Annotated in this window: 25 protein-coding genes and 4 tRNA genes; 8 read left to right on the top strand and 21 right to left on the bottom strand. The window is 75.2% G+C overall.

All coding sequences use genetic code 11. The annotated features are described in order from the left end of the window. Positions 1 to 58 precede the first annotated feature (58 nt). From V9U69_RS15285 to ruvA, 6 genes are all read right to left on the bottom strand, one after another. Positions 59 to 553 (bottom strand): adenine phosphoribosyltransferase, encoded by a 495-nt coding sequence (locus V9U69_RS15285; RefSeq protein WP_442907784.1) that lies wholly within the window; start codon positions 551 to 553, stop codon positions 59 to 61. Between the two features lie 68 nt (positions 554 to 621). Further along, the gene (gene secF / locus V9U69_RS15280; protein ID WP_337062707.1) at positions 622 to 1,662 is read right to left on the bottom strand and encodes a protein translocase subunit SecF; all 1,041 of its coding nucleotides are present in this window, start codon (positions 1,660 to 1,662) and stop codon (positions 622 to 624) included. Further along, positions 1,662 to 3,626, bottom strand: coding sequence for a protein translocase subunit SecD (secD, locus tag V9U69_RS15275; protein WP_337062706.1), 1,965 nt, complete (start codon positions 3,624 to 3,626; stop codon positions 1,662 to 1,664). Before secD ends, secF begins: the two co-directional genes overlap by 1 nt. A 156-nt stretch (positions 3,627 to 3,782) precedes the next feature. After that, positions 3,783 to 4,181, bottom strand: a complete 399-nt coding sequence (gene yajC, locus V9U69_RS15270; protein ID WP_337062705.1) for a preprotein translocase subunit YajC — start codon at positions 4,179 to 4,181, stop codon at positions 3,783 to 3,785. A gap of 208 nt (positions 4,182 to 4,389) precedes the next feature. Continuing rightward, the gene (ruvB, locus tag V9U69_RS15265; protein WP_337062704.1) at positions 4,390 to 5,490 is read right to left on the bottom strand and encodes a Holliday junction branch migration DNA helicase RuvB; all 1,101 of its coding nucleotides are present in this window, start codon (positions 5,488 to 5,490) and stop codon (positions 4,390 to 4,392) included. A gap of 7 nt (positions 5,491 to 5,497) precedes the next feature. Continuing rightward, positions 5,498 to 6,103: a Holliday junction branch migration protein RuvA gene (gene ruvA, locus V9U69_RS15260; RefSeq protein ID WP_337062703.1), complete on the bottom strand. Its 606-nt coding sequence runs from the start codon at positions 6,101 to 6,103 to the stop codon at positions 5,498 to 5,500. Positions 6,104 to 6,220: 117 nt separating this feature from the next. Here ruvA and V9U69_RS15255 point away from each other — a divergent pair, with 117 nt between their 5' ends. Both V9U69_RS15255 and V9U69_RS15250 read left to right on the top strand, forming a co-directional pair. After that, positions 6,221 to 6,925, top strand: a complete 705-nt coding sequence (locus tag V9U69_RS15255; protein WP_337062702.1) for a dienelactone hydrolase family protein — start codon at positions 6,221 to 6,223, stop codon at positions 6,923 to 6,925. A 59-nt stretch (positions 6,926 to 6,984) separates the two neighbouring features. Further along, positions 6,985 to 8,007 (top strand): hypothetical protein, encoded by a 1,023-nt coding sequence (locus V9U69_RS15250; RefSeq protein WP_337062701.1) that lies wholly within the window; start codon positions 6,985 to 6,987, stop codon positions 8,005 to 8,007. Positions 8,008 to 8,029: 22 nt separating this feature from the next. On the opposite strand, the gene ruvC is transcribed toward V9U69_RS15250, so the two are convergent. The 14 genes from ruvC to V9U69_RS15180 all read right to left on the bottom strand — a co-directional run bounded on the left by ruvC (position 8,030) and on the right by V9U69_RS15180 (position 19,170). Beyond that, on the bottom strand, positions 8,030 to 8,641 hold the full coding sequence (gene ruvC / locus V9U69_RS15245) for a crossover junction endodeoxyribonuclease RuvC (RefSeq protein WP_337062700.1): 612 nt from the start codon (positions 8,639 to 8,641) through the stop codon (positions 8,030 to 8,032). Positions 8,642 to 8,693: 52 nt separating this feature from the next. Beyond that, positions 8,694 to 9,455, bottom strand: a complete 762-nt coding sequence (locus tag V9U69_RS15240) for a YebC/PmpR family DNA-binding transcriptional regulator (RefSeq protein ID WP_337062699.1) — start codon at positions 9,453 to 9,455, stop codon at positions 8,694 to 8,696. A 49-nt stretch (positions 9,456 to 9,504) separates the two neighbouring features. Further along, positions 9,505 to 10,149: a pyridoxal 5'-phosphate synthase glutaminase subunit PdxT gene (gene pdxT, locus V9U69_RS15235; protein ID WP_337062698.1), complete on the bottom strand. Its 645-nt coding sequence runs from the start codon at positions 10,147 to 10,149 to the stop codon at positions 9,505 to 9,507. A gap of 26 nt (positions 10,150 to 10,175) precedes the next feature. Beyond that, positions 10,176 to 10,685: an NUDIX hydrolase gene (locus V9U69_RS15230; RefSeq protein ID WP_337062726.1), complete on the bottom strand. Its 510-nt coding sequence runs from the start codon at positions 10,683 to 10,685 to the stop codon at positions 10,176 to 10,178. 22 nt (positions 10,686 to 10,707) lie between these two features. Next, positions 10,708 to 11,661, bottom strand: coding sequence for a pyridoxal 5'-phosphate synthase lyase subunit PdxS (pdxS, locus tag V9U69_RS15225; protein WP_337062697.1), 954 nt, complete (start codon positions 11,659 to 11,661; stop codon positions 10,708 to 10,710). Between the two features lie 63 nt (positions 11,662 to 11,724). Beyond that, on the bottom strand, positions 11,725 to 12,342 hold the full coding sequence (locus tag V9U69_RS15220; RefSeq protein WP_337062696.1) for a hypothetical protein: 618 nt from the start codon (positions 12,340 to 12,342) through the stop codon (positions 11,725 to 11,727). Next, positions 12,339 to 13,484, bottom strand: a complete 1,146-nt coding sequence (locus V9U69_RS15215) for a glycosyltransferase family 4 protein (protein WP_337062695.1) — start codon at positions 13,482 to 13,484, stop codon at positions 12,339 to 12,341. Before V9U69_RS15215 ends, V9U69_RS15220 begins: the two co-directional genes overlap by 4 nt. Further along, a complete protein-coding gene (locus tag V9U69_RS15210) occupies positions 13,481 to 14,443 on the bottom strand; it encodes a phosphatidylinositol mannoside acyltransferase (protein WP_337062694.1) in 963 nt (320 codons plus the stop codon). The genes V9U69_RS15215 and V9U69_RS15210 overlap by 4 nt, the downstream gene beginning before the upstream one ends. Continuing rightward, entirely contained in the window at positions 14,440 to 15,072 is a 633-nt protein-coding gene (gene pgsA, locus V9U69_RS15205; protein ID WP_337062693.1) for a phosphatidylinositol phosphate synthase, read from the bottom strand. Before pgsA ends, V9U69_RS15210 begins: the two co-directional genes overlap by 4 nt. A 3-nt stretch (positions 15,073 to 15,075) precedes the next feature. After that, positions 15,076 to 15,663, bottom strand: coding sequence for an HIT family protein (locus V9U69_RS15200; protein WP_337062692.1), 588 nt, complete (start codon positions 15,661 to 15,663; stop codon positions 15,076 to 15,078). Between the two features lie 8 nt (positions 15,664 to 15,671). Next, the gene (gene thrS, locus V9U69_RS15195) at positions 15,672 to 17,669 is read right to left on the bottom strand and encodes a threonine--tRNA ligase (protein WP_337062691.1); all 1,998 of its coding nucleotides are present in this window, start codon (positions 17,667 to 17,669) and stop codon (positions 15,672 to 15,674) included. A gap of 57 nt (positions 17,670 to 17,726) precedes the next feature. Further along, on the bottom strand, positions 17,727 to 18,341 hold the full coding sequence (locus tag V9U69_RS15190; RefSeq protein WP_337062690.1) for an MOSC N-terminal beta barrel domain-containing protein: 615 nt from the start codon (positions 18,339 to 18,341) through the stop codon (positions 17,727 to 17,729). Positions 18,342 to 18,365: 24 nt separating this feature from the next. Beyond that, a tRNA-Val gene (locus V9U69_RS15185) sits at positions 18,366 to 18,437 on the bottom strand. A gap of 82 nt (positions 18,438 to 18,519) precedes the next feature. Next, on the bottom strand, positions 18,520 to 19,170 hold the full coding sequence (locus V9U69_RS15180; protein ID WP_337062689.1) for a TIGR02611 family protein: 651 nt from the start codon (positions 19,168 to 19,170) through the stop codon (positions 18,520 to 18,522). 239 nt (positions 19,171 to 19,409) lie between these two features. On the opposite strand from V9U69_RS15180, the gene V9U69_RS15175 reads away from it, so the two are divergent. The 4 genes from V9U69_RS15175 (at position 19,410) to V9U69_RS15160 (ending at position 20,335) form a co-directional block, all read left to right on the top strand. Then, a complete protein-coding gene (locus V9U69_RS15175; protein WP_242127076.1) occupies positions 19,410 to 19,838 on the top strand; it encodes an SsgA family sporulation/cell division regulator in 429 nt (142 codons plus the stop codon). Between the two features lie 218 nt (positions 19,839 to 20,056). Then, a tRNA-Gly gene (locus V9U69_RS15170) sits at positions 20,057 to 20,129 on the top strand. Positions 20,130 to 20,159: 30 nt separating this feature from the next. Continuing rightward, a tRNA-Cys gene (locus V9U69_RS15165) sits at positions 20,160 to 20,230 on the top strand. A gap of 33 nt (positions 20,231 to 20,263) precedes the next feature. Beyond that, positions 20,264 to 20,335: transfer RNA gene (locus V9U69_RS15160), tRNA-Val, on the top strand. Between the two features lie 92 nt (positions 20,336 to 20,427). Here the strand turns inward: V9U69_RS15160 and V9U69_RS15155 are convergent. Continuing rightward, positions 20,428 to 21,462, bottom strand: a complete 1,035-nt coding sequence (locus V9U69_RS15155) for a YihY/virulence factor BrkB family protein (protein WP_337062688.1) — start codon at positions 21,460 to 21,462, stop codon at positions 20,428 to 20,430. Positions 21,463 to 21,607: 145 nt separating this feature from the next. Between V9U69_RS15155 and glgX the strand changes: the two genes are divergently transcribed. Both glgX and treY read left to right on the top strand, forming a co-directional pair. Then, positions 21,608 to 23,749: a glycogen debranching protein GlgX gene (gene glgX, locus V9U69_RS15150; protein ID WP_337062687.1), complete on the top strand. Its 2,142-nt coding sequence runs from the start codon at positions 21,608 to 21,610 to the stop codon at positions 23,747 to 23,749. 23 nt (positions 23,750 to 23,772) lie between these two features. After that, positions 23,773 to 26,229, top strand: a complete 2,457-nt coding sequence (gene treY / locus V9U69_RS15145) for a malto-oligosyltrehalose synthase (RefSeq protein WP_337062686.1) — start codon at positions 23,773 to 23,775, stop codon at positions 26,227 to 26,229. Positions 26,230 to 26,235: the final 6 nt, after the last annotated feature.

Here is a 26,235-nt window from a genome sequence, read left to right as displayed (position 1 = left end):
CTGCGCGGACAGGAGCGCCCCGGACGGCCGGGGCAGGTGGTGCTCAGCGCCACCGGGTTCAGGTGGTGCTCAGCGCCACCAGGTCGCGCTCGCCCAGCCGGGCCCGACCGCCGAGCGCGGCCAGCTCGAGCAGGACCGCCAGGGCCACCACGCGGGCACCGGCCTCCTCGACCAGCTCGCACGCGGCGCGCGCGGTGCCTCCGGTGGCGAGCACGTCGTCGATCACGAGGACCCGCTGGCCCGGACGCACGAGGTCGCCGCGCAGCTCGAGCGCTGCGGTGCCGTACTCCAGGTCGTACTCGCGCCGCAGCACCGGCCCCGGCAGCTTGCCCGCCTTGCGCACCGGCCAGAAGGGAAGACCGGTGCGCTCGGCGACGGGCGCGGCGAGCATGAACCCGCGCGCCTCCACCCCGGCCACCGCCTCCGCGCCCGTGCGGCGCGCCACGTCGGCCAGCGCCGCCAGCACCACGGCGAAGGCCGCGGGGTCGGCCAGCAGGGGCGTCATGTCCCGGAACAGCACCCCGGGGGTGGGGAAGTCGGGGACGGTGCGCATCCCCGCGTCGACGAGGGCGGCGACGCGCTCCGCGTCGGGCGCGGCCGCCCGCGGCTGCTGCGGCACGTTCACGCGGCGCCACCGGTGGTGCCGCCCGCGCTCGTGCCGGCGGCGGTCGCGCCCGCCGGTGCGGCCTCGGCCTGCCCCGCCCCGCCGCGCTCGCGCACGGCGGCGTCCAGCGCCCGCACCCGCGGCTCGCGCGAGCGCAGCACCACCAGCAGCGGTGTGGCGACGAAGATCGAGGAGTAGGCGCCCACGATCGTCCCGACGAACAGGGCCAGGCTGATGTCGCGCAGCGTGCCGGCGCCCAGCAGCAGGTCGCCGATGAAGAGGATGGCCGCCACGGGCAGCAGCGCCACGACCGTGGTGTTCACCGAGCGCACCACGGTCTGGTTGACGGCGAGGTTCGCCGCCTGCGCGAAGGTGCGGTTCCGCTTCACGAACGCCTCGGCCGTGTTCTCGCGCACCTTGTCGAAGACGACGACGGTGTCGTAGAGCGAGTACCCCAGGATCGTGAGGAAGCCGATGACGGAGGCGGGGGTGACCTCGAAGCCGATGAGGGCGTAGACGCCGGCGGTGATGACGAGGTCGTGCACGAGCGCGACCATCGAGGCCAGGGCCATCGTCCAGGTGCGGAAGTACAGCGCCATGACGACGGAGACCAGCACGAAGAAGATCACGAGGGCGAGCAGCGCCTGGTTCGTCACGTCCTGGCCCCAGCTGGGCCCGACGGTGGAGGACGTCACGTCCTCCAGCGGCACGTCGAGGGCCGTGGCGAGCTCCTGGCGGACGCGGTCCAGCTCGGCCGTGCTGACCGTCTCCGTCTGCACGCGCACGCCGTTCGTGCCGACCTGCGTCACCTCGGGGACGGTGCCCGGCAGCACGGACTCGACGGCCTCGCGGGCGGCCTGCTGGTCGCTGGAGCCGGTGACGCGGAACTGCGAGCCGCCCTCGAACTCGATGCCGAAGTTCAGGCCGGGCTTGACGAGGAGCACCGCGGACAGCGCGACGAACGCGGCGGCGATGAGGAACCACAGCTTGCGCCGGCCCACGAAGTCGAAGGAGGACTCACCGGTGTAGAGCCGGTTGCCCAGTGCTGCCATGCCCATCAGGCGTCGCTCCTGTCGCTCGCGGCACCGGCTCCGCCGGTGCGCGCCGCCTCGTCGTCGGCGCCGCCGTCCGCGGCGGCGCCCGTCCCGTCGTCCTGCGCGGCCCGGGCGCGTTCCGCCGCGCGCCGCTCGGCGACCGTGGGGCGGTGCGCGCCGTGGTGCAGCGCGTGCCGCGCGACGGTCGACCCGAGGTGCTCGGGGTCGAACCCGGACAGCTTGTGCCCGCCGCCGAAGAACTTCGTGCGCGCCAGCAGCGCCACGACGGGGTGCGTGAAGAGCACGACGACGAGCAGGTCGATGAGCGTGGTGATGCCGAGCGTGTACGCGAAGCCGCGCACGTTGCCGACCGCGAGGACGAACAGCACGACCGCCGAGAGCAGGCTCACCGCGTCCGAGACGAGGATCGTGCGGCGCGCGCGGTGCCAGCCGGCCTCGACGGCGGAGGAGAGCACGCGCCCGTCGCGGATCTCGTCGCGCACGCGCTCGAAGAAGATGATGAAGGAGTCGGCGGTGATGCCGACCGCGACGATCAGGCCGGCGACGCCGGCCAGGCTCAGGCGGAAGCCCTGCAGCCAGCTCAGCAGCAGGATGACGCCGTAGGTGAGCAGCGCGGCCAGGGCGAGGCTGCCGATCGTGACCACGGCCAGCGCCCGGTACTGCAGGACCGAGTACGCCACGACGAGCAGCAGGCCGACGAGCCCGGCGATCAGGCCGTTGCGCAGCTGGTCCTCGCCGAGCGTCGCGGAGATCTGCTCCTCGGTCTGCACCTCGAAGGACAGCGGCAGGGCGCCGAACTTCAGCTGCTGGGCGAGGGCCTCGGCGCTGGCCTGGGTGAAGTTCCCGGTGATCTCGGGGTTGCCGGCGATCGTCTGGCTGACGACCGGTGCGGTGACGACGAGGCCGTCCAGGACCGCGGCGAAGCGGTTCTTGGGGTCGCTCAGCTGCGAGATGCGCGCGGTCAGCTCCTGGAACTCCGCGTTCCCGCTGGAGTCGAAGGAGAGCTGCACGGCCCAGCCGCCGGTCGCGTAGCCCTGGTCGTTGCGCGCCTGGGCGGCGGTGGCGTCGGTCAGCTGGGTGCCCTCGATGACGGCGGGCCCCAGGACGTACTTCTCGGTGCCCTCCACGTCGCAGGTGACCAGCGGCAGGTCCGGGTCGCCGACGAGGCCGCCGGCGCGCTGGGCGGGGTCCGTGCAGTCGAGGGCCTGGAAGACCTCCACCAGGCCGGGGCTGGACAGCCACGCGTCGTCGCTGGCGTCCGTGGGCGCCGGGGTCGGCGCCTCGCTCGGCTGCCCGGGACCGGGGGTGGGCCGGGGCGTGGCCAGCTCGGTGAGGGAGGGCGGGGTGGGCGCGGGCTCGGCGGGGGCCACGGGCTCGGCGGGGGCCGTGGTGGCCTGCTGCAGGGCGGCGGGCGCCGCGGCGCCGTCGGCGCTCTGCGTGGGCGTCGGCGTGGGCGTCGGAGTGGTGGCGTCGGTCGCGGTCGCGCCGTCGGTGGGGGTGGTCCCGTCGGTGGGGGTCGCGCCCTCCTCGGGCACCGCCGTGGGCTCGGGCTCCATCGACTGGGCGACCGGCTCGGCGTAGATGACCGGGCGCATGCGCAGCTGCGCGGACCGCGCGATGAGGTCGAGCTGCTCGCGGGTGGCCCGGCCGGGGATGGAGACGGTGATGTTCTCCCCGCCCTGCACCTGCACCTGGGCCTCGGAGACCCCGGTCGCGTCCACGCGCTGGCGGATGATGTTCGCGGCGCGCTGCACCTGCTCGGTGTCGACCTCACCGCCGTCGACGGCGCGCGGTGTGAGGACGACCTGGGTGCCGCCCTCCAGGTCGAGGGCCAGACCCGGCGACCACCGCGCGGCCCCCCAGATCGAACCGGCGCCGACGGCGCCGAACAGCAGCGCGACCAGCACCGCCAGCAGCACCAGGGTGCGACCGGGGTGGGGGCGGCGGATGGGTGCGCCTCGGCGCACGCGCGGGGGCCTGTCGTTGGACACTGGGTACCTCGGGACGGGGCTCACCCGGAGACGGTCGTCACCCGGTCAGCGCAAGCTTGTCACTGATAGTAGATAGCCGCTGTCATACCAGTCACCGCTGTGAGCGGACCGGGAACGGCCGTGCGGGGCGTGTCAGGCGCGGTGGGCGCCGCCGTCCGCGGGGTCGTCGCCCGTCGGGTCCTGCGCGGGCTTGCGCAGGTCCAGGCCGCCCTCGGCGCCGGGCGCCGCAGCGCCGGGCACGGCGTCCGCGGGGTCCACCGGTGCCAGGGCCGGGGTCACCACGCGCGCGACCGCGCGGCGCGCCCAGCGCGTGCGCACGCCCGGGGCGATCTCCAGGAGCACCACGTCCCCGTCGACGTCCACGACCGTCCCGTAGGTGCCGGAGGTCGTCATGACCTCGGCCCCCGGGCCGACGCTGTTCTGCATCTCCGCCTGCGCCCGCTGCTGCTTGCGGGTCCGGCTGAACATGAACACCAGCAAGGCGATCATCAGCAGCAGGAAGATCAGCTGGCTACCGCCGGCACCACCCACGACATCCCTCTCCGTGCCGGTGGGTTCGACGGCGCACCGGCACCCGCGCCGGCCCGGTGCCGGCACGGCGGGCCAACGCCAGGCGCCCTCGGCGGGTTCCTCGACCCGGCGGGCGCCGGCCGGCCGGCCCGCCCGCGCAGTCTAGACGGATCACCCGGACGGCCCTGGACAACGACGCGGCCAGCGCCCCACCGCTCCCCCGGGCCCCTCACGCGCCGCCGGCGCCGTGCCCGGTGTCGTCACGCTCGCCGCCGCCCTCGCCGGAGGGCTCCGGCAGCAGCTGCCAGGCGGCGTCGCGCGGCGGGGTCAGCCCCAGGTGGGCCCACGTCTCCGGCAGCGCCACGCGCCCGCGCGGGGTGCGGCCCAGCAGTCCCTCGCGCACCAGGAACGGCTCGGCGACCGTCTCCACGGTCTCGGCCTCCTCCCCCACGACGACCGCGAGGGTGGACAGGCCCACCGGGCCGCCGCCGAAGCGGCGGCACAGCGCGTCCAGCACGGCCCGGTCGAGCCGGTCCAGACCGCGCTCGTCCACCTCGTAGACCTCCAGCGCGGCGCGCGCGGCGCGGCGGTCCACCAGACCCGAGCCGCGCACCTGGGCCCAGTCCCGCACGCGGCGCAGCAGCCGGTTGGCGATGCGCGGGGTGCCGCGCGAGCGGCGCCCGATCTCGGCGGCGCCCTCCGCGGTCAGCTGCACCCCCAGCAGCGCGGCGGAGCGGCGCAGCACCTGCACCAGCTCCTCGGGCGTGTAGAAGTCCAGGTAGCCGGTGAAGCCGAAGCGGTCGCGCAGCGGCGCCGGCAGCAGCCCGGCGCGCGTGGTGGCGCCCACGAGCGTGAAGCGCGGCAGCTCCAGGGGGATGGCGGTGGCGCCCGGTCCCTTGCCGACGACGACGTCGACGCGGTAGTCCTCCATCGCCATGTAGAGCATCTCCTCCGCCGGGCGCGCCATGCGGTGGATCTCGTCGAGGAAGAGGACCTCCCCCTCGTCCAGGGAGCTGAGCACGGCGGCGAGGTCGCCGGCGTGCTGGATCGCCGGGCCGCTGGACTGGCGCAGGGGCGCACCCATCTCGGCGGCGACGATCATCGCCAGCGTCGTCTTGCCCAGCCCGGGCGGGCCGGAGAAGAGCACGTGGTCGCTGGTGCCGCCGCGGGCCCTGGCCGCGTCGAGCACCAGGGAGAGCTGCTCGCGCACGACCTTCTGGCCGACGAACTCCTCCAGGCCGTGCGGGCGCAGCGCCGACTCGGCGGCGCGCTCGCCCTCGTCGGCGCCCGCCGTGACGATCCGCTCGCTCACGTCGTCCTCCCTCGCCATCGCCGCGTCAGCGTCCCGACAGGTGCCGCAGGGCCGAGCGCAGGGTGCCCGCCACGTCCACGACACCCTCCTCGTCCTCGCCCACCACCGCGTCCACCGCGTCCCCGGCCTGCTTCGGCGCGTACCCCAGGCCCGCCAGGGCGTCGACCACCTGCTGGCGGCGGACGTCCTCGGCGGCCGGTGCGGGCACCGCCGGGGCGGGAGCGCCGCTGGGCGGGCCGAGCCGGTCGCCCAGCTCCAGGCAGATGCGCTGCGCGCCCTTCTTGCCGATGCCGGGCACCCGCACCAGCGCAGCGTGGTCCTCCGCGGCCACCGCGGCGCGCAGACCGTCGGGCCGGTGCACCGCGAGCATCGCCAGCGCCAGGCGGGGGCCCACCCCGGAGACGGTCTGCAGGACCTCGAAGACCTCGCGCTCGTCGGCGTCCGCGAAGCCGAACAGCGTCAGGGAGTCCTCGCGCACCACCAGGCTCGTCGCGAGCGCGCCCTCCTCGCCCACCCGCAGCCCCGCCAGCGTGGCCGGGGTCGCCTGGACCAGCACCCCCACCCCGCCGACCTCGACGACCGCCGAGTCCAGCCGCACCGCGAGCACCCGCCCGCGCACCGACGCGATCACACGACCTCCACCCCGGCGCGGGACGGCCCCGCGCGAACACGTGTACGAGCGCAGGCTAACGAGCGCGACCGACACCCCCCGCGCGGCGCGCGGCCGCGGGCGGCACGATCGGGTGCTGTGAGCCACGAGCAGCACGCCAACCCCCGTCAGAACGTCACCTTCGACTCCGCCTCCGAGAGCGGTCACGCGCACGGCTACCTGCGCGTGCCGGCCTCCGGCAGCGGGCCGGGCGTGATCGTCGTGCAGGAGTGGTGGGGCCTGACCGACCAGGTCGCCGGCGTCGTCGACCGCTTCGCGGCCGAGGGCTTCGTCGCGCTGGCCCCGGACCTGTACGGCGGGCGCACCACCCACGACGCCGAGGAGGCGCAGCGCTTCCTCACCGAACTGCCGCCCGAACGCGCCGCCCGCGACCTGGCCGGCGCGGTCACGCACCTGCTCTCCCTGCCGGAGACCACCTCCGCCACCGTCGGCGCCGTGGGCTTCTGCATGGGCGGGGCGTTCGTGCTCACCCTCGCCGCCCAGCAGGGCGGGCGGATCGGGGCGGCCGTGCCCTGGTACGGGATCCCCGGGCCCACCACGGACTTCTCCGGCCTGCGGGCCGCGGTGCTGGGCCACTTCGGCGAGGAGGACACCTCCGTGCCGCTGGACGCGGTGCGCGAGACCGAGCGGCGCATCCGCGAGCAGTCCGGCGCCGAGGTGGACTTCCGCACCTACCCGGCCCCGCACGCCTTCTACAACGCCGAGCGGGCGAACCACCGCCCCGAGTCCGCGGAGCTGGCGTGGGCGCGCACCACCGCCTTCCTGCGCGAGCACCTGCGCTGACGCACCGCGCGGGAGCGCGCCGAGTGGCCGACCGGCGGGGACCGCAGCACAGTGGCGCGGTGACCTCCACCACGCGCAGCCCCCGCAGCCCCCTCGGCGTGATCCTCGCCGGTGCCGCCTCCGGAGCCGCCGGCACCACGGTCCTGAACGCCGTGACCTACGGCGACATGGCCGTGCGCGGTCGCGCCCCCAGCACGGTGCCCGAGCGGACCGCCACCGCGCTGGCCGAGCGCCTCGGGCGGCCGGTGAGCGGTCGCGGTGCGGAGCGCGCGCACCACACCACCGCCCTGGGCGCGCTGTCCGGGTACGCCGCCGGTGTCGGGGTGGGCAAGCTCGTCGGGCTGGGCCGCGCCGCCGGGCTGCGGATGCCCGCCGGCCTGGGCGGCGTGGTCACCGGCGCGCTCGCGATGGCGGCGACCGACCTGCCCGCGCACGCGCTCGGCGTGAGCGACCTGCGCACGTGGAGCACGCAGGACTGGGTCTCCGACGCCCTGCCGCACCTGGCGTACGGCGTGGTCACGCACGCGACCCTGTGCGCCCTGGACCCCGCCCCCGAGCCCGCCCGCGCCCCGATCGTCGACCTGCCCTCGCTGAACCGCCCCGCCGCCGAGCGCCGCGCCCCGTCCCGCGCCTCCGCGGGCCTGGTGCTGCGCAGCGCGCTGCTGGGCGTGGCGGCGGGCGGGCGCAGCACCCTGGGCCTGGCCGGCCCCGCACTGCTGTCCGCCGGGCACCGGGCGCTGCCCGGCGGAGGGCCGGTCGCCGCGCTCAGCGGCTTCGCCCTGGGCGGCGAGCTGATCGCCGACAAGCTGCCGGCGATGCCGAGCCGGCTGAGCGCGAGCGGGCTGCCGCCGCGGCTGGTCACCGGAGCCGTGGGAGCGGCCGCCCTGGCGCGCCGGGAGCACAGCCGGGCGCTGCTGCCGGCGCTGGCGGGCCTGGCCGGCGCCGTGGCCGGCTCGTACGCCGGCGCGGCCTGGCGCGCCTGGGCGGGCGAGCGCGTGCCGGACGTGGACGCGGCGGTCGTGGAGGACGTCGCCGCGGCGGTCCTCACCCTGGTGGCGGCCCTGCCGCACCGCCGCGGCTGACGGGACCGACCGAGGAGGACCCTCAGCGGGGACCGCGGCCGGGCGGTGCCGTGCGGCGGGACGCGGCCCGCGCCGCCTCGGCGTAGCCGTTGCGCCGCCCGGTGACGAGAGCGCCGTGCGCGGCCGCCTCCAGCCGGGTGGTGGCCGAGCCCCGCCACAGGTGGCACAGGGCCAGCGCGAGGGCGTCCGCGGCGTCGGCGGGCCGCGGCGGGGCGTCCAGGCCGAGGATGCGGGTCACCATCGCCGTCACCTGCTCCTTGTCCGCCCGGCCGGAGCCGGTGACGGCGGCCTTGACCTCGCTGGGGGTGTGCATCGCCACCGGCAGCCCGCGCCGGGCGGCGGCGACCAGCACCAGGCCGGCGGCCTGGGCGGTGCCCATCACCGAGCGGACGTTGGCCTGGGCGAAGACGCGCTCGACGGCGACCACGTCGGGGGTGTGCTCATCGAGCCACTCGTCCAGGCCCTCGGCCACGGACAGCAGCCGCGCGGCCACCGGCTCGTCGGCGGGGGTGCGAACGACGCCGACGGCGACCATCCGCACGCGGCGGCCCGTCGCCCGGGCGGTGGGACCGGTGGACTCGACCACCCCCAGCCCGCAACGGGTGAGGCCGGGGTCGACGGCGAGGACGCGCACGGCCCCCACCCTCGCACGCGGCGGGGTGGGGGCCGTGCTGGACCCGCGGGGCTCAGGCGTCCTCGAGGGCCGCCATCACGTCGTCGGAGACGTCGTAGTTGGCGAAGACGTTCTGCACGTCGTCGCAGTCGTCGAGGACGTCGATGAGGCGGAAGACCTTCGCGGCGCCCTCGGCGTCCAGCGGCACCTGCACGCTGGGCACGAAGCTGGCGTCGGCGGAGTCGTAGTCGATGCCGGCGGCCTGCAGCGCCTCGCGCACCGCGATGAGGTCGGTGGCCTCGCTGATCACCTCGAAGGTGTCGCCCTGGTCGGTGACCTCCTCGGCGCCGGCCTCCAGGACGGCGGCCAGGACGTCGTCCTCGGTGAGGTCGGTGCCCTCCTTGCCGATGACGACGACGCCCTTGCGGCTGAACATGTACGACACGCTGCCCGGGTCGGCCATGGAGCCGCCGTTGCGCGTCATGGCCGTGCGGACCTCCATGGCCGCGCGGTTCTTGTTGTCGGTGAGGCACTCGATGAGCAGCGCCACGCCGTTGGGGCCGTAGCCCTCGTACATGATCGTCTGCCAGTCCGCCCCGCCCGCCTCGGCGCCCGAGCCGCGCTTGACGGCGCGCTCGATGTTGTCGGCCGGCACCGAGGTCTTCTTCGCCTTCTGGATGGCGTCGTAGAGGGTCGGGTTGCCGGCGGGGTCACCGCCGCCGGTGCGGGCGGCGACCTCGATGTTCTTGATCAGCCGAGCGAAGCTCTTGGCGCGCTTGGCGTCGACGACGGCCTTCTTGTGCTTGGTCGTCGCCCACTTGGAGTGGCCGGACATGCTGTTCCCTCCGCCGTTCGCTCGCTGCTCGTCAACTGCCGGGCGCCCCTCAGCCGCGCCGCTCCTCGCGCACCCGCCCCCGGACCCGATCGCGCACGAGGCCCACGAAGTACCGGTGCACCCGGTCGTCACCGGTGATCTCCGGGTGGAACGACGTGGCCAGCAGGTCGCCGGAACGCACTGCCACGATCCTACCCGCGGCCGGACCGGAGCCCACGCGGGCGAGGACCCGCACCCCCTCACCCGCCCGCTCCACCCAGGGAGCGCGGATGAAGACGGCGCGCACGTCGTGACCGCCGTCGGTGACGCCCTCGACCGGGAGGTCCTCCTCCCAGCTCTCCACCTGCCGCCCGAAGGCGTTGCGCCGGACCGTGATGTCGAGGCCGCCGAGCGTGCGCTGGTCCGGCGCACCGTCCAGGACGCGGTCGGCGAGCAGGACCATGCCCGCGCAGGACCCGTAGACGGGCAGGCCGCCCGCGATGCGCTCGCGCAGCGGCTCGCGCAGCTCGAAGGTGCGCAGCAGGCGGTCGATGGTGGTGGACTCCCCCCCGGGCAGGACCAGGCCGTCCACCTCGGCCAGCTCCCGCTCGCGGCGCACCGCGACCGCGCGCGCCCCGGCGGCGGTCAGGGCCGCCAGGTGCTCGCGGACGTCGCCCTGCAGGGCCAGCACACCGATCGTCGGTCCTTCGAGCACCGGGCGAGCGTAGGACCCCGCGGTGCTCAGGTGATCCGCCGGGGTGGCCCGTCCCAGCGCACCGGCAGCTGCCCGAGCAGCTCCGCGAGGCCGGCGGGGTACACCGTGTCGGTGGTGCGGGCCAGCTCTGCCGCGTCCCACCAGCGCACGTCGGTCAGGGTGGCGGTCTCCAGGGCCGTCCACCGCTCGCGGGACAGCTGCGCGGGGGCGGGCAGGCGGTGCACGAAGAACTCCTCGTGCTGGCGGCAGCGCTGCCCCAGGTAGGGGAAGTCGGCGGTGCGCTCCCACACCGGGCCCACCAGCTCGGCCGGGTCGGCGACGATGCCGGTCTCCTCCAGCAGCTCGCGGGCGGCGGCGCGCCGGGCCGGTTCCGCGACGCCGCGCCCACCGCCCACGGTGAACCACCACGCCGCCCCCGGTGCGGCCGGGTCGGTGCCGCGCACGAGCAGGACGCGGCCCGCGCCGTCGAGGACGACGACGCGGGCCGCGCTGCGGGTGCGGGTGCCGTCGGGGGCGGTGCCCCACTCCGGCCCCAGCGGGTCGTGCCCGTTCAGCGGGTCACCAGCCGCGGGTGGCCAGGCGGTGCGGCTCGGGGATGGCCTCGACGTTCAGGCCCACCATGGCCTCGCCCAGGCCGCGGGAGACCTTCGCGACGACGTCGGGGTCGTCGTGGAAGGTGGTGGCCTTGACGATGGCCTCGGCGCGCCGGGCGGGATCGCCGGACTTGAAGATGCCCGAGCCGACGAAGACGCCGTCGGCACCCAGCTGCATCATCATCGCCGCGTCCGCGGGGGTGGCGATGCCGCCGGCGGTGAACAGCACCACGGGCAGCTTCCCGCGCTCGGCGACCTCGCGCACGAGCTCGTACGGGGCGGCCATCTCCTTGGCGGCCACGTACAGCTCGTCCGGCGCCATCGAGCGCAGCCGGTTGATCTCGGCGCGGATGGTGCGCATGTGCGTGACCGCGTTGGAGACGTCGCCGGTGCCGGCCTCGCCCTTGGAGCGGATCATCGCCGCGCCCTCGGTGATGCGCCGCAGCGCCTCGCCCAGGTTCGTGGCGCCGCACACGAACGGCACGGTGAAGGCGTGCTTGTCGATGTGGTGGGCGTAGTCGGCCGGGGTCAGGACCTCGGACTCGTCGACGTAGTCCACGCCCAGGGACTGCAGCACCTGCGCCTCGACGAAGTGGCCGATGCGCGCCTTGGCCATCACGGGGATGGAGACCGCGGAGACGATCGACTCGATCACGTCCGGGTCGCTCATGCGGGAGACCCCGCCCTGGGCGCGGATGTCGGCGGGAACCCGCTCCAGGGCCATGACGGCCACGGCACCGGCGTCGGCGGCGATGCGGGCCTGCTCGGCGGTGACGACGTCCATGATGACGCCGCCCTTGAGCATCTCGGCCATGCCGCGCTTGACGCGGTCGGTGCCGACGACCGGGCCCGTGCCCGCGGTGCTCTGCGCCCGCGGGGCGGGCGCCCCGGCGGTGAGGGTGGTCTGGTCGGTGCTCACGGTCCTCGCGCTTCGTGTCGGAAGGGGGCGCTCCGGGCGTCCCCGGACCTGCGCAGGCCCATCCTACGAGCCGGGTGGGGCACCGCCGTCCGCCGTCCCGTCGAGGAAGTCGGCGGTCTCCGGCAGGCGGGCGTGCCCGGCCAGGTGAGCGGCGCGCACCACCCGCTTGCTGCGCAGCCGGCGCGCCTGCACCACCGCGTCGTTGTGGAACCGGCGCGCCAGGCCCACCCGGTGCGCGGCCTCCCGCACGCGCCGCACCCGGGGGTCCGCACCGTCCGCGTCGGCACCTCCCTCGTGCGCACCGGTGGCGCCGGGCACCTGCTGCTCCCCCGTCCCCGGCAGGGCCGCCGCCAGCGCGCGCGTCAGGTCGCTCTCGGCGCGCCAGCGCTGCACGTCGTCGGCGGCGGTGGCGTCCCGCAGCGCGGCGGGGGTGCGCGGGGCGTCCAGGCTGGCGGTGGCCGCGTCGGCCAGCAGCAGCGAGGCCGCCGGGTCCAGCCGCCCCGAGGTGGCCAGCTCCAGCGCCGCGGAGGCGCGCCGGGTCAGCTCCGCGTCCAGCGCCGCCCGGCTGGTCTCGACCCGCCGGTGCAGGCGGTCCAGGCGCTGCGCGGTGCCCGAGAGGTACCAGGCCAGCAGGCACAGCGTCAGCAGCCCGGCCAGCGCCCAGGCCAGGGGGTCGTTCACCGCCGGCCCCGGCGCTGCTCGCCGGCGCGGTGGGCGTCCTCCCCCGCGCGGACCGTCTCGTAGACGGCGAGGACCTCGGCGGCCACGACGGACCAGTCGTAGCGGTGCGCGGCGCGCTGCCCCGAGCGCGCCAGCCGCTCCCGGGAGACGGGGTCGCGCAGCAGCGCCAGCACGGCGTCGGCGGCGGCCGCCGGGTCGCCGGTGGCGAACAGCCTGCCGTGCGCGCCGTCGCCGAGCACGCGGCGGAAGGCGCCCAGGTCGCTGGCCGCCACGGCGGCGCCGGCGGCCATCGCCTCCACCAGGACGATGCCGAAGCTCTCCCCCCCGGTGTGCGGGGCCAGGTAGACGTCGGCGGAGGCGAGCAGGGAGCGCTTGTCCTCGTCGGGGACCGCGCCGAGGAACTCCACGGCCCCGGGATCAGGCAGGGCGGCGCGGGCCGCCTCCACGTCACCGCGGCCGGCGACGAGGAACCGGGCGCCGGGCACGGCCGCGCGCACCCGCGGCAGCGCCTCGCGCAGCACGCCGAACCCCTTGCGGGGCTCGTCGAGGCGCCCGACGAACGCCACGACGGGCCGCTCGGGCGTGCCGCACCACTCCGGTCGCCGCGGCGCGGCGGCGAAGCGCTCGGTGAACACGCCGTTGGGCACGACGACGGCGTCGCCGCCGACGTGCTCGACGACCGTGCGCCGGGCGTCCTCGCTGACGGCGATGCGGGCCGCGATCTTCTCCAGGCTCGGGCGCAGCAGCGGGAAGGCGGCCTGCATGGCCCGCGAGCGCAGGTTCGCGGTGTGGAAGGTCGCCACGACGGGCCGCTGCGCCGCCCACAGCGCGAGCAGGGAGGTGCTGGGCGAGAGCGGTTCGTGCACGTGCAGGACGTCGTAGTCGCCCTCGGCGACCCAGCGGCGCACCCGGGCGGCGGTCACCGGGCCGAAGGACAGCCGTGCCACGGAACCGTTGTAGGGCACCGCGACCACCCCGCCGGCGGCGTCCGCGAAGGGCGGCAGCGTCGCGGGGTCCTCGGCCGGGGCGAGCACGCGCACGTGGTGGCCCCGGCCGCTCAGGTGCTCGGCGAGGTCGCGCACGTGGAACTGCACACCGCCGGGCACGTCGAAGGAGTAGGGGCAGACGATCCCGACCCTCACGCGCTCGCCCCGCGCGCCGCGCCCCCACCGGTGCGCGCACGGGCGCGCGCCACGTCACCGGCGAACAGCGGCTGCAGCACGTGCCAGTCGCTCGGGTGCGCGCGCACCGCCTCCGCCAGCACGTCCGCGCAGGCCTGCGTCATGGCCCCCACCGCGGCGGCGCGCTGCTCGCGGGCGCTGCGGGCGGGATCCCGAGGAGGTGCGTGGACCTCCTCGCCCACCTCGAGCACGAGGGTGCGCGGTCGCCCCGGCGGGCCGTCGTACCAGACGGAGACGGGGAACAGCGCCGCGCCCGAGGCGAGGGCGAGCATCGCCGGGCCGGCGGCCATGGGCACCTCCTCGCCGAGGAAGCGCACCGGCACCCCGCTGCCGGACAGGTCGCGGTCGGCGAGCAGCGGCACGAGGGCCCCGGCGCGGGCACGGCGCACGAGGGCGGGGAAGGTTCCCGGGTCCCCCAGGGGCAGGACCTCCATGCCCAGGCGGCGGCGGAAGGAGAGGAACTCGGTGAAGACCGCCTCGGGGCGCAGCCGCTCGGCGACGGTGACGACGCCGGTGAGCTCGGTGGCCGACCACGCGGCGGCGTGGTCCCAGTTGCCGAGGTGGCCGAGGAACGCCACGACGCCGCGGCCGGAGCGCAGGTGCTCGCGCATCGGCTCCATCCCGAGGGTGCGCACGGTGCCGACGGTCCGCTCCCGCGTCCACGCGGGCAGCCGGAACACGTCGCACCAGTAGCGGGCGTAGGCGCGCAGGCCCTGGCGCACCAGGGCGTCCAGCTCCGCGGGGCTCGCCAGCGGCCGGGCACGGCGCAGGTTGTCCCGCAGCTGCTCCACCCGGGCGCCGCCGCGGGCGTGCACCCGGTCCGCGGCCCGCTCGGCCAGCGTCAGCGCCACCGGCTCGGGCACCGCGCGCGCCAGCCGCCACGCCAGGCGGAAGGCGGTGGCGGCGGGGTCGCCGCTCACGCGCGGGGCGGGGAGGCGTCCGCGGCGGCCAGCGCCTGGCGGCGCACCTCGGCCATGCGCTGGACGACCGTGACGAGGCTGGCCACGGCGAGCAGCGCCAGCACGACGGTCAGGAACGGCCGCGGCACGCCGAGTCCGACGAGCGCGGTGGCGGCGAGGACGGCGACGAGCCGGTCGGAGCGCTCGGCGATGCCGACGTCCGCGGTGAACCCCAGGCCCTCGGCGCGCGCCTTGGCGTAGGAGACGAGGCTGCCCAGCACCAGGCACAGCAGCGCCAGCCCGGCCGTGAGCGGCGAGTCGCCGCCGCGGGCGAACCACAGGACGAGACCGCCGAAGACGGCGGCGTCGCCGAAGCGGTCCAGGGTGGAGTCCAGGTAGGCGCCCCAGCGGCCCGTGCGGCCCAGGGTGCGCGCCATGATCCCGTCGACGGTGTCGGACAGGACGAAGAAGGTCACCGCGATGGACCCCCAGAACAGCTCCCCCAGCGGGTACAGCACCAGGGCGCTGACGAGGACGCCGGCCGTGCCGGCGATCGTCACCGCGTCGGGACCGACGCCCAGGCGCAGCAGCAGCCTCGCGGGAGGGGTGAAGATGCGCCCGGCGAAGGCGCGGGCGTTGCGACCGAGCACGCCTCAGCCCTCGCCGCCGGCCGCGGCGGCCGGGCCGGCGGTCGTCCACGCCTCGGCCAGGCGCCGGCGGGTGTCCTCCAGCAGCTCCGGCAGGGCCTTGGTGCGCGCGACCACCGGCAGGAAGTTCGCGTCACCGGCCCAGCGGGGCACGACGTGCTGGTGCAGGTGGGCGGCGATGCCCGCCCCGGCGACGGCGCCCTGGTTCATGCCGACGTTGAACCCGGCGGGGTTCGAGGCGGCCCGCAGGGTGGCGAGCGCCGCTCGGGTGAGCGCGCTGAACTCGGCCAGCTCGGCGGCGTCGAGGTCGACGTAGGAGGACACGTGCCGGTAGGGGCACACCAGCAGGTGGCCGGGGTTGTACGGGAAGAGGTTCAGCACGACGAACACCCGTTCGCCGCGGTGCACCACGAGGCCGTCCTCGTCCGGGCCCGACTGCGCGCGGCAGAAGGGGCACTGCTGGGCGTCGTCGGGGTCGGCGGGTTTGCGCTCACCCCGGACGTAGGCCATGCGGTGCGGCGTCCACAGCCGCTCGAACCCGTCGGGGTCGCCGGGCAGGCCGTCGGCGGGTTCTGCGTGCACCGGTCCGTCCACGCCCGTCATCAGACCTGCACGCGTCGCTCGACGGCGTCCACGACCTTCGCCACGGCCTCGTCCACGGGCACGCCGTTCTCCTGGCTGCCGTCGCGGTAGCGGAAGGAGACCGCCCCCGCCTCGACGTCCTCGGCACCGGCGATGAGGAGGAACGGCACCTTCTGCTTGGTCCAGGTGCGGATCTTCTTGGGCATCCGGTCGTCGGAGACGTCGACCTCCACGCGGATCCCGCGCTCGCGCAGCTTCGCGGCGACCTCCTGCAGGTGCGGCACGTGCGCGTCGGCGACGGGCACGCCCACGACCTGCACGGGCGCCAGCCAGGGCGGGAAGGCGCCGGCGTAGTGCTCGACCAGGACGCCGAAGAACCGCTCCAGCGAGCCGAACTTCGCGGAGTGGATCATCACCGGCTGCTGCTTGGTGCCGTCGGCGGCGGTGTACTCCAGCCCGAAGCGCGCCGGCTGGTTGAAGTCGTACTGGATGGTCGACATCTGCCAGGTGCGGCCGATGGCGTCCTTGGCCTGCACGGAGATCTTGGGTCCGTAGAACGCGGCTCCGCCCGGGTCGGCGACCAGCTCCAGACCGGTCTCGCGGGCGGCGGCCTCGAGGACGGCGGTGGCCCGCTCCCACTCCTCGTCGGAGCCGATGAACTTCTCGGAGTCCCCCCGGGTCGACAGCTCCAGGTAGTAGTCGTCGAGGCCGAAGTCCTTCAGCAGTCCGAGCACGAAGTCGAGCAGGTGCTTGATCTCCCCCGGCGCCTGCTCCGGGGTCACGTAGCTGTGCGAGTCGTCCTGGGTCAGGCCGCGGACGCGCGTGAGCCCGTGCACGACCCCGCTCTTCTCGTAGCGGTAGACGGTGCCGAACTCGAAGAGCCGCAGCGGCAGCTCCCGGTAGGACCGCCCCCTCGAGCGGAAGATCAGGTTGTGCATGGGGCAGTTCATGGCCTTGAGGTAGTACTTGCTGTTCTCCAGCTCCATCGCCGGGAACATCGTGTCCTCGTAGTACGGCAGGTGCCCGGAGGTCTCGAAGAGGCCGCCCTTGGAGATGTGCGGGGTTCCGACGTAGTCGAAGCCCTCCTCGACGTGCCGGCGGCGGACGTAGTCCTCCATCTCGCGCTTGACCACGCCGCCCTTGGGGTGGAAGACCACCAGACCGGAGCCGATCTCGTCGGGGAAGGAGAACAGGTCCAGCTCGGTGCCCAGGCGCCGGTGGTCGCGGCGCTCCGCCTCCGCCAGGCGCTCCTGGTAGGCCTTCAGCTCGTCCCTGCTGGGCCAGGCGGTGCCGTACACCCGCTGCAGCTGGGGGTTCTTCTCGCTGCCGCGCCAGTACGCGGCCGCCGAGCGCAGCAGGCTGAACCCGTGGCCGACCAGGCGGGTGCTCGGCAGGTGCGGCCCGCGGCACAGGTCCTTCCAGGCCACGGTGCCGTCGCGGCGGACGTTGTCGTAGATCGTCAGCTCTCCGGCACCGACCTCCACGCCGGCGCCCTCGGCCGCGTCGGCCGCGTCACCGCCGGCCGCCGACTTCAGCCCGATGAGCTCGAGCTTGTACGGCTCACCGGCCAGCTCGGCGCGCGCCTCGTCGTCGGTGACGACGCGGCGGACGAAGCGCTGCCCCTCCTTCACGATGCGCTGCGCGGTCTTCTCGAGGGTCTTCAGGTCCTCGGGCGTGAAGGGGCGCTCGACGTCGAAGTCGTAGTAGAAGCCGTCGCGGATCGGCGGGCCGATGCCCAGCTTCGCGTCGGGGAAGTGCTGCTGGACCGCCTGCGCCACGACGTGCGCGGCGGAGTGGCGCAGCACCGCCAGGCCGTCCTCGGAGGAGGTGAGCACCCCCTCGACCTCGTCGCCGTCGGCCAGCGGGTGCGTGAGGTCCCGCAGCTCGCCGTTGACGCGGGCGACGACGACGTCGCGGTCGTCGGCGAACAGCTCGCCGGCGGTCGTGCCGGCCTCGACCTGCACCGTCGTCGCGGGCGCCGAGGCGCCGGAACGGGTGACGGTGAGCTGGGCGGACACTGCGCGCCTCCGGGGGTCGTCGGTCAGGGGCGTGGGGGCTCCCCCACGCCCGCGACTCTAGCCGGGAGCCCCGCCCGGGCCGTCGGCACGCGCCCGCAGCCGCGCCGCGTCGCCGGTGCGCACGGTCCCGCCGCGCAGCACCTCGGCGAAGGACCCGGCGCAGTGGCGCGGCGGGCTCCCCAGCCGCAGCAGCACCGGCCCGACCTCCAGCAGGGCCCCGGCGAGCTGCGCGGCGGGCGGGAGCGCCGCGGCGGTGGGCCGCAGGAGGAGGTTCGCCCGCGAGGAGTCGCCAGCGCCGGGCGCGTCGCGGTCCGTGGTGGTCACCACGTGCACGGCGGCGACCTGGCGCGCGCCCCCGGGGGCGGGCTGGAGCTGGACGGGCCCGTCGACGCCGAGGAAGCGGGCCACGGCCCGCAGGTCGCCGGGGGCGGCGCCCGGGGCGCGCACCAGGGGTGCGTGCGGTGGACCGGAGAGCTCCAGCTCGCGCAGCCGCGGAGCGGTCTTCGCCCGCAGGGGCTCGCCGTCGGCGGTCAGCACGAACCCGCGGTCCCCGGCCAGGCCCTCGGGGCCGACCTCGACGGACGCCGGGAGCAGGCCGGCGACGGACTTCACGGGGAAGACGGCGATCTGAACGACGAGAGCCCCGGCGTCGACGACTCCGGGGCTCTGCACGCGCTGCTCCTGGTGGTGCTGGTGTGGGCGATACTGGGATCGAACCAGTGACCCCCTCGGTGTGAACGAGGTGCTCTCCCGCTGAGCTAATCGCCCGGTGCGACCGCTGACCGCGACCGGTGGAAGAACCATACCGCGTCCCCGGGGGTGCTCACGACCTCCCCCACGGGTGCGGCGTTCACAGGCCCGGCAGGCGGGTCAGCTGCGCGGTGACCACCTCGGGGCTCCAGGTGGGCACCCCCTGCCAGGCCAGGTAGCCCCACACCGCGGCTCCCGCCGCCAGCGCCGCGCCCACCCCCAGGCCGGTGCGAGCGCCCCACGAGCGCCGGGCGATCCACTGCGTCCAGCGGTGGACCTGGCGGTGCGCGAAGCGGTGCACGCGCCGGGCGGTGGCGAACTCGGTGCCGAGGATCGCCAGGCCCAGGAAGACGACGAGCCAGCCCGGCCCGGGCAGCGGGACCATGAGCAGACCCACGAGCGTCACCGCGGTGCCGACCACCGCGACGGCGGTGCGGTAGGCGCGGTCGGCGTGGGCGTCGGCCCGCAGGCGCTCGCGGCGACGGCGCAGGGCGGCCCGCAGGTGCGCCGCGCGCCGGTGGCGGGGCGGCAGCGGGTCGCCGGGGCCCGCGGGCGCGTCCGCGTGGGCCGGCGCACCCGTCCGCGGCGTGCCGCCGACCCTGGCCGCGGGCACCGGCCCGTCCGCGCCGCGCCGCTCACCCCCGCGGGGCGGGGCGAAGGGGCCGGGCGGCGGCACGCGCTCGGCCCCGTCCCCACCGCCCGCGTCCCCACCGCCCGCGCGGCCCTGCCGACCGTCCGCCGTCACGCGCACCCGCTCCTCCTCGTCCGCCCCCGCCGCCGGGGAGCCGTCCGTCGACCCCCCAACGCGCGAGGCGCCGCGAACGCTCCCGGGCCGGGTCCGGCGACGCGCCCGCGGCCCCCGGGGGGCGAGAACGTGGACGGGACGCGTCCCAGTTGCGCCGTCCGGGTGTTTGGGACGCCGGATCGGTGGGAAACTCCTCAGCACGGTCGCTGTAGCCCGTCAGCGGCCATGAGCACACGGAGGTCGACGTGCCTGCACTGCCGCACCGCAAGACCGAGGTCGACGTCGACGTGTCGCTGCGCCTACGCACCACCAGCGGGCCCGGGCTCCCCGTCCCCGCCAGCCTGCACTACGGGGCTGACGACCCCTTCGCCATCCACGCGGTCTTCCGCGGGGGTGACGCGGACGTGGAGTGGGTCTTCGCGCGCGACCTGCTGAGGGAGGGGCTCACCGCACCCGCCGGGGACGGCGACGTGCAGGTGCGCCCGTGCACCGACTCCCCCGAGGGTCGCCCGCGCGTCCTGCTCCGCCTGTCGTCCCCGGACGGCAACGCGGAACTGGAGGCGGACGAGGCGGACGTCCGGCGCTTCCTGCGCCGGGCAGAGGCCCTCGTGCCGCCGGGGCGCGAGGCGCGTCACCTGGACCTGGACGACCTGATCGCCCGGCTGACCGCCTGACCAGCAGCGACGAGCGCGACGCTCGCACCAGGGGCCCGCACCCGGCACCGACGCCGGGGGCGGGCCCTTGGCGCGTCCGCCTCCTCCCCCGCCCCCCGCGCCCGGGCGAACGGCGGGTGAACACGCCGCACAGGGGCGGTTGGACTGCACCCGCAGCCGTCGGCTACTGTCTACGACGTCACGGGGAACCGGCCGGAAGGGCGGGAAACCGCAGGCATGCGGACGTAGCGCAGTTGGTAGCGCATCACCTTGCCAAGGTGAGGGTCGCGGGTTCGAGTCCCGTCGTCCGCTCGGAGGCCGGCTCACAGGCGCGAGCCTCGCGGTGGAGTGGCCGAGAGGTTAGGCAGCGGCCTGCAAAGCCGTCCACACGGGTTCGAATCCCGTCTCCACCTCACAGCTCATCGGGTAGCTCCCGGTGCGCTCGAGGGCGATTGGCGCAGCGGTAGCGCGCTTCCCTGACACGGAAGAGGTCACTGGTTCGATCCCAGTATCGCCCACTCCCTCGATCGAAGGCCCGGTACCGACAGGTACCGGGCCTTCGTCGCGTCCGGAGCCCCCAGCGGCCGCGCCCGCCCGGCCGGGTCCGCCCTCACGGCACCCAGCGGCGCCGTTCGACCGCCTCGGCGCGCGCCGCCTCGCGCGCGGCCGCCTTGCCGGGGTCGGGCCACACCCGGTCCGCCGCGGCGTTCAGGGCCGCCCCGGCGAGCACGGCGATCGCCAGCACGTAGAACCAGACGAGCACCACGATCGGCGCGGCCAGGGGCCCGTAGATCGAGGTGGAGGTGCCCCCGACGGAGGCCGACAGCAGCGGGCGCAGCAGCGAGGACGCCACCAGCCACAGCAGCAGCGCCAGGACGGCGCCGGGCAGGTCGCGCCACCAGCGGCTGCGCACGGGCGTGGCCAGGTGGTAGAGCGTCGCCAGGCAGAACACCGACAGCAGCAGCACCACGGGCCAGTAGCCGCGCGAGAGCACGGCGAGCTCCGGCGGCAACCAGCGCCCCACGACGCGCGGGCCCACCAGGAGCAGCGGCAGGACGACCACCGCGGCCAGCAGGCCCGCCAGGTAGGTGCCCAGCGACAGCAGCCGGGTGCGCACGATGCCGCGGTGGCCCCCCAGGCCGTACATGATCGAGATGGTGTCCACGTACACGTTGAGGGCGCGCGAGCCGGACCAGACGCTGAACCCGAAGGCCAGGAGCGTCAGGTCGGCCCGTCCCGCGGTGGTCACCGAGTCGAAGGTGGGCAGGAGCACCTCGTCGATGGCCTCCGGCGTGAAGAAGGCCTCCGTCAGGCGGGTCAGCTGCTCGCGGGCGGCGGTGACCTCGTCGCGCCCCAGCCAGCGCCCGACGTAGCCGAGGCTGGCGACGAGGCCGAAGACGAGCGGCGGCAGGGACAGCAGGGCGAAGAAGCCCCCCTCCGCGGCCAGGCCGGTGATCCGGAAGCGCAGGCAGGCGCCGACCGTGCCGGCGACCAGCTCGCGGGTGGTGCTCAGCGCGCCGCGCACCCGCCCGGAGCGGGCGGCGGAGGCCGCCGCGGAGCGGACGGCCGAGCTCGCGACGGAGGCGGCCGCGGAGGCGGAGGGGCGGGGGTGGGCGCCCGCGGGCCGGGAGGGGTCTTCGGGCACCGCCGCAGGGTAGCCGCGCGGGCGGTGCCGGCCGCGGCGCACGCGCCGCCACCGCCGGTCGGGGTGTGAGCTGCGCCCCGAGCGGACATGATGACCGTCGACCGCGCACGAGGTGCGCACGAGCTAGGCAGTGGAAGGACCCGCCATGCAGATCTGGCCCGGACGGCCCTACCCCCTGGGCGCCACCTACGACGGGGCGGGGACCAACTTCGCCCTGTTCTCCGAGGTCGCGGAGCGCGTCGAGCTCTGCCTCATCGGTGAGGACGGCAGTGAGCAGCGGATCGACCTGCCCGAGATGGACGGCTTCGTCTGGCACGCCTACCTGCCCTCGGTCATGCCCGGGCAGCGCTACGGCTACCGGGTGCACGGTCCCTTCCACCCCGAGAGCGGGGCGCGCTGCCAGCCGGAGAAGCTGCTGCTGGACCCGTACGCGAAGGCGATCGAGGGTCAGGTCGACGGCGACGAGTCGCTCTTCTCGTACCGCTTCGACGACAACACCGTCGTCAACGACGACGACAGCCTGGGGCACACCATGCTCTCGGTCGTCGTCAACCCCTTCTTCGACTGGGGCAACGACCGCCACCCGGGCCACGAGTACCACGAGTCGGTGATCTACGAGGCCCACGTGAAGGGCCTGACCCAGCTGCACCCGGACATCCCCGAGGAGATCCGCGGCACGTACGCCGGCATGGCGCACCCCGCCATGATCGAGCACCTCACCTCGCTGGGGGTGACGGCCGTGGAGCTGATGCCGGTGCACCAGTTCGTGCAGGACACCCACCTGGTCGACAAGGGCCTGTCGAACTACTGGGGCTACAACACCATCGGCTTCTTCGCCCCGCACAACGCCTACTCCTCCACCGGCCAGCGCGGTCAGCAGGTGCAGGAGTTCAAGTCGATGGTGCGGGCGCTGCACGAGGCGAACATCGAGGTCATCCTCGACGTGGTCTACAACCACACCGCCGAGGGCAACCACATGGGCCCGACCCTGTGCTTCCGCGGGATCGACAACCAGGCCTACTACCGCCTGGTCGACGGCGACCAGAAGCACTACTTCGACACGACCGGCACGGGCAACAGCCTGCTGATGCGCTCCCCGCACGTCCTGCAGCTGATCATGGACTCGCTGCGCTACTGGGTCACGGACATGCACGTGGACGGCTTCCGCTTCGACCTGGCGGCGACGCTGGCGCGGCAGTTCCACGAGGTGGACCGCCTCAGCGCCTTCTTCGACCTGGTGCAGCAGGACCCGGTCGTCTCGCAGGTCAAGCTCATCGCCGAACCGTGGGACGTCGGCGAGGGGGGCTACCAGGTCGGCGGGTTCCCCGCGCTGTGGACGGAGTGGAACGGGCGCTACCGCGACACCGTGCGCGACTTCTGGCGCGGCGAGCCCGGCACGCTCGGGGAGTTCGCCAGCCGCATCACCGGTTCCTCGGACCTGTACGAGCACTCCGGGCGCAAGCCCATCGCCAGCATCAACTTCGTCACCGCCCACGACGGCTTCACCATGCGCGACCTCGTCTCGTACAACGAGAAGCACAACGAGGCCAACGGCGAGGGCGGGGCGGACGGCGAGAGCCACAACCGGTCCTGGAACTGCGGCGTCGAGGGTCCCACCGACGACCCGGAGATCGTGGCGCTGCGCGCCCGCCAGCACCGCAACCTGCTCACCACGCTGCTGCTGAGCCAGGGCGTGCCGATGATCCTGCACGGCGACGAGCTGGGTCGCACCCAGCAGGGCAACAACAACGTCTACTGCCAGGACAACGAGCTGGCCTGGATGGACTGGGACCTGTCGCCGGCGCAGCAGGAGCTGCTGGAGTTCACGCGGCGGGTGGTCGAGCTGCGCCGCACCGAGCCGGTGTTCCAGCGCCGTCGCTTCTTCGCCGGTGACGCCGGCCACGGCGGGGAGAGCAAGATCGGCGACATCGAGTGGTTCGTCGCCGACGGCACCGAGATGACCGACGAGGACTGGTCCGACGCGGCCAACCGCAGCGTCATGATCTTCCTGAACGGCGAGGCCATCCCCGAGCCGGACCGCCGCGGGGAGCGCATCGTCGGCGACTCCTTCCTCATCATGTACAACCCGTGGCACGAGCCTGTGGAGTTCACGCTGCCGGAGAAGGCGTACGGCGACGACTGGCACGTGCGCCTGGACACCGCCGACGACCAGGTGGGCGTGGTGTCCATCTTCACCGAGGAGTCGGCGTTCTCGCCGGGCACGAAGCTGCCCGTGGCCGGCCGCTCCATGCTGGTGCTGGCCCGCGAACCGCTGGGGGAGAAGTGAGCCGGGAGACCTACCGACCGGCCGTGGTGCCCACCGGCACCTACCGCTTCCAGGTGCAGCCGGCGTTCACCTTCGACGACGCCGCCGCGCAGGCCGGGCACCTGCAGCGCCTGGGCGTCTCGCACGCCTACCTCTCGCCGGTGCTGGCGCCGGCGAAGGGCTCCACCCACGGCTACGACGTGGTGGACCACTCCCGGCTGAACGAGGAGGCGGGCGGCCGCGCCGGGTTCGACCGCCTGGTGAGCGCCCTGCGCGACGCGGGACTGGCCGCCGTCGCCGACGTGGTGCCCAACCACATGGCCGTGCCCACCCCGGCGCACGAGAACGCGCAGCTGTGGTCGGTCCTGAAGGAGGGACCGCGCTCGCCCTACGCGCGCTGGTTCGACGTGGACTGGTCGGTGCCCGACCGCGCGATCCTCATGGCGGTGCTGGGCAGCCGCATCGGGCAGGTGCTGGCCGCCGGTGAGCTCAGCCTGGACACGCGGTCCACGCCCGAGGGCGAGGAGCGGGTGCTGCGCTACTACGACCACGTCTTCCCCGTGCGGCCCGGCACCGAGGACCTGCCGCTGGCCGAGCTGGTGGACCGCCAGTGGTACCGGCTGGCGCACTGGCGGGTCGCCGACGAGGAGCTGAACTACCGGCGCTTCTTCGACGTGGACACCCTGGCGGCGATCCGCGTGGAGGACCGGGAGGTGTTCGACGCCTCGCACGCGCTGCTGCTGGAGCTGGTCGGGCGCGGGGACCTGCAGGGCCTGCGCATCGACCACCCCGACGGCCTGGCCGACCCCCGCGGGTACCTGCGGTGGCTGGCGGAGGCCACGTCGGACGCCACCGGCGACGGCAGCGCGTGGGTGGTCGTGGAGAAGATCCTCGAGGGCGAGGAGCAGCTGCCGGCGGACTGGGCGTGCGCGGGCACGACCGGCTACGACGCCCTGCAGCGGGTGGGCGGGCTGTTCCTGGACCCCGCGGGGGCCGAGCCGCTGACCGAGCAGTACACGGCGCTCACCGGCGAGACCGGCACGTTCCAGGCGGTCGTGGACCACGCCAAGCGGGAGGTCGTCGAGCACGGCCTGTACGCCGAGGTCCACCGGCTGGTGGACCTGCTGTCGGGCATCTGCCACGACGACGTCGACCTGCGCGACCACACCCGCCGCGGCCTGCACGAGTGCGTCGTGGAGCTGCTGGTGGCCTTCCACCAGTACCGCGCCTACGTCGTGCCCGGCGAGCAGGCCCCGGCGGAGGCCGTGCGGGTCGTGGAGGAAGCGGCCGCGCACGCCCGCGCGCACCTGCCGGAGGAGCGCCACGACACCCTGCAGGTGGTGGTGGACCTGGCTCTGGGGCGGGCCGGGCGCCGCGACGACACGCGGGTGGCCGAGTTCGTCGTCCGGTTCCAGCAGACGTGCGGTCCGGTGATGGCCAAGGGCATCGAGGACACCGCGTTCTACCGCTGGTTCCGGCTGTCCTCGCTCAACGAGGTCGGCGGGGACCCCACCCGCTTCGGCACCTCGCCGGAGGAGTTCCACTCCTTCTGCGGCACCCTGGCGCGCGAGTGGCCGGCGGCGATGACGACCCTGTCCACGCACGACACCAAGCGCAGCGAGGACGTGCGGGCGCGCATCTCGGTGCTGTCCGAGCACACCGAGGAGTGGGGCGCGGCGCTGACGCGCTGGCGGGAGCTGGCCACCGGCCACCGCGACGCCGAGCTGGACGCGCGCACCGAGCTCCTGGTGTGGCAGACGGTCTTCGGCACCTGGGGCGACGAGGGGCCGATCAGCGCCGAGCGGTTGCTGGGCTACCTGCAGAAGGCGACGCGCGAGGCGAAGGACCACACCACCTGGACCGCGCCGAACGAGGCGTACGAGGCCGCGGTGGAGCGCTTCGCCACCGGCGTGCTGGGCGACGAGGACGTCCTCGCCGCGGTGCGCGAGTTCGTGACGTCCACCGCCGGTGCCGCCCGGGTGGCGGTGCTGGGGCAGAAGTTCGTGCAGCTGGCGATGCCGGGCGTGCCGGACGTCTACCAGGGCAGCGAGCTGGTGGACCTCTCGCTGGTGGACCCGGACAACCGGCGCCCGGTGGACTACGCCGAGCGCTCCCGCCGGCTGGCGGCTCTGGACGACGGCTCCGCCCCGGCGGACCTGTCCGACGAGAAGCTGCTCGTCGTCTCCCGCACGCTGCGGGTGCGCCGGGAGCACCCCGAGTGGTTCACCGGCGAGGAGGCCGGCTACTCCCCCGTCCCGACCACGACGGGCAACGTGCTGGCGTTCGCCCGCGGTCCCGTCGGCACGCCGGGGGCGATCGCCGTGACGACCCGGCTGCCCGTCTCGCTGGAGCGGCACGGCGGCTGGGGCGAGCACACGCTGTCCCTGCCGGAGGGCACGTGGCGCGACGCCTTCACCGGGGCGACGGTGCAGGGCGGGGCCGTGCGGGTGGCCGACGTGCTGGGCGCGCTGCCGGTGGCCCTCCTGGTGCGCGAGGGCTGAGCGCCG

Origin of the sequence: Kineococcus sp. G2, from assembly GCF_037154035.1 — a bacterium.
Lineage (GTDB): Bacteria > Actinomycetota > Actinomycetes > Actinomycetales > Kineococcaceae > Kineococcus.
This window is presented reverse-complemented; position numbering and strand designations above follow the sequence as displayed.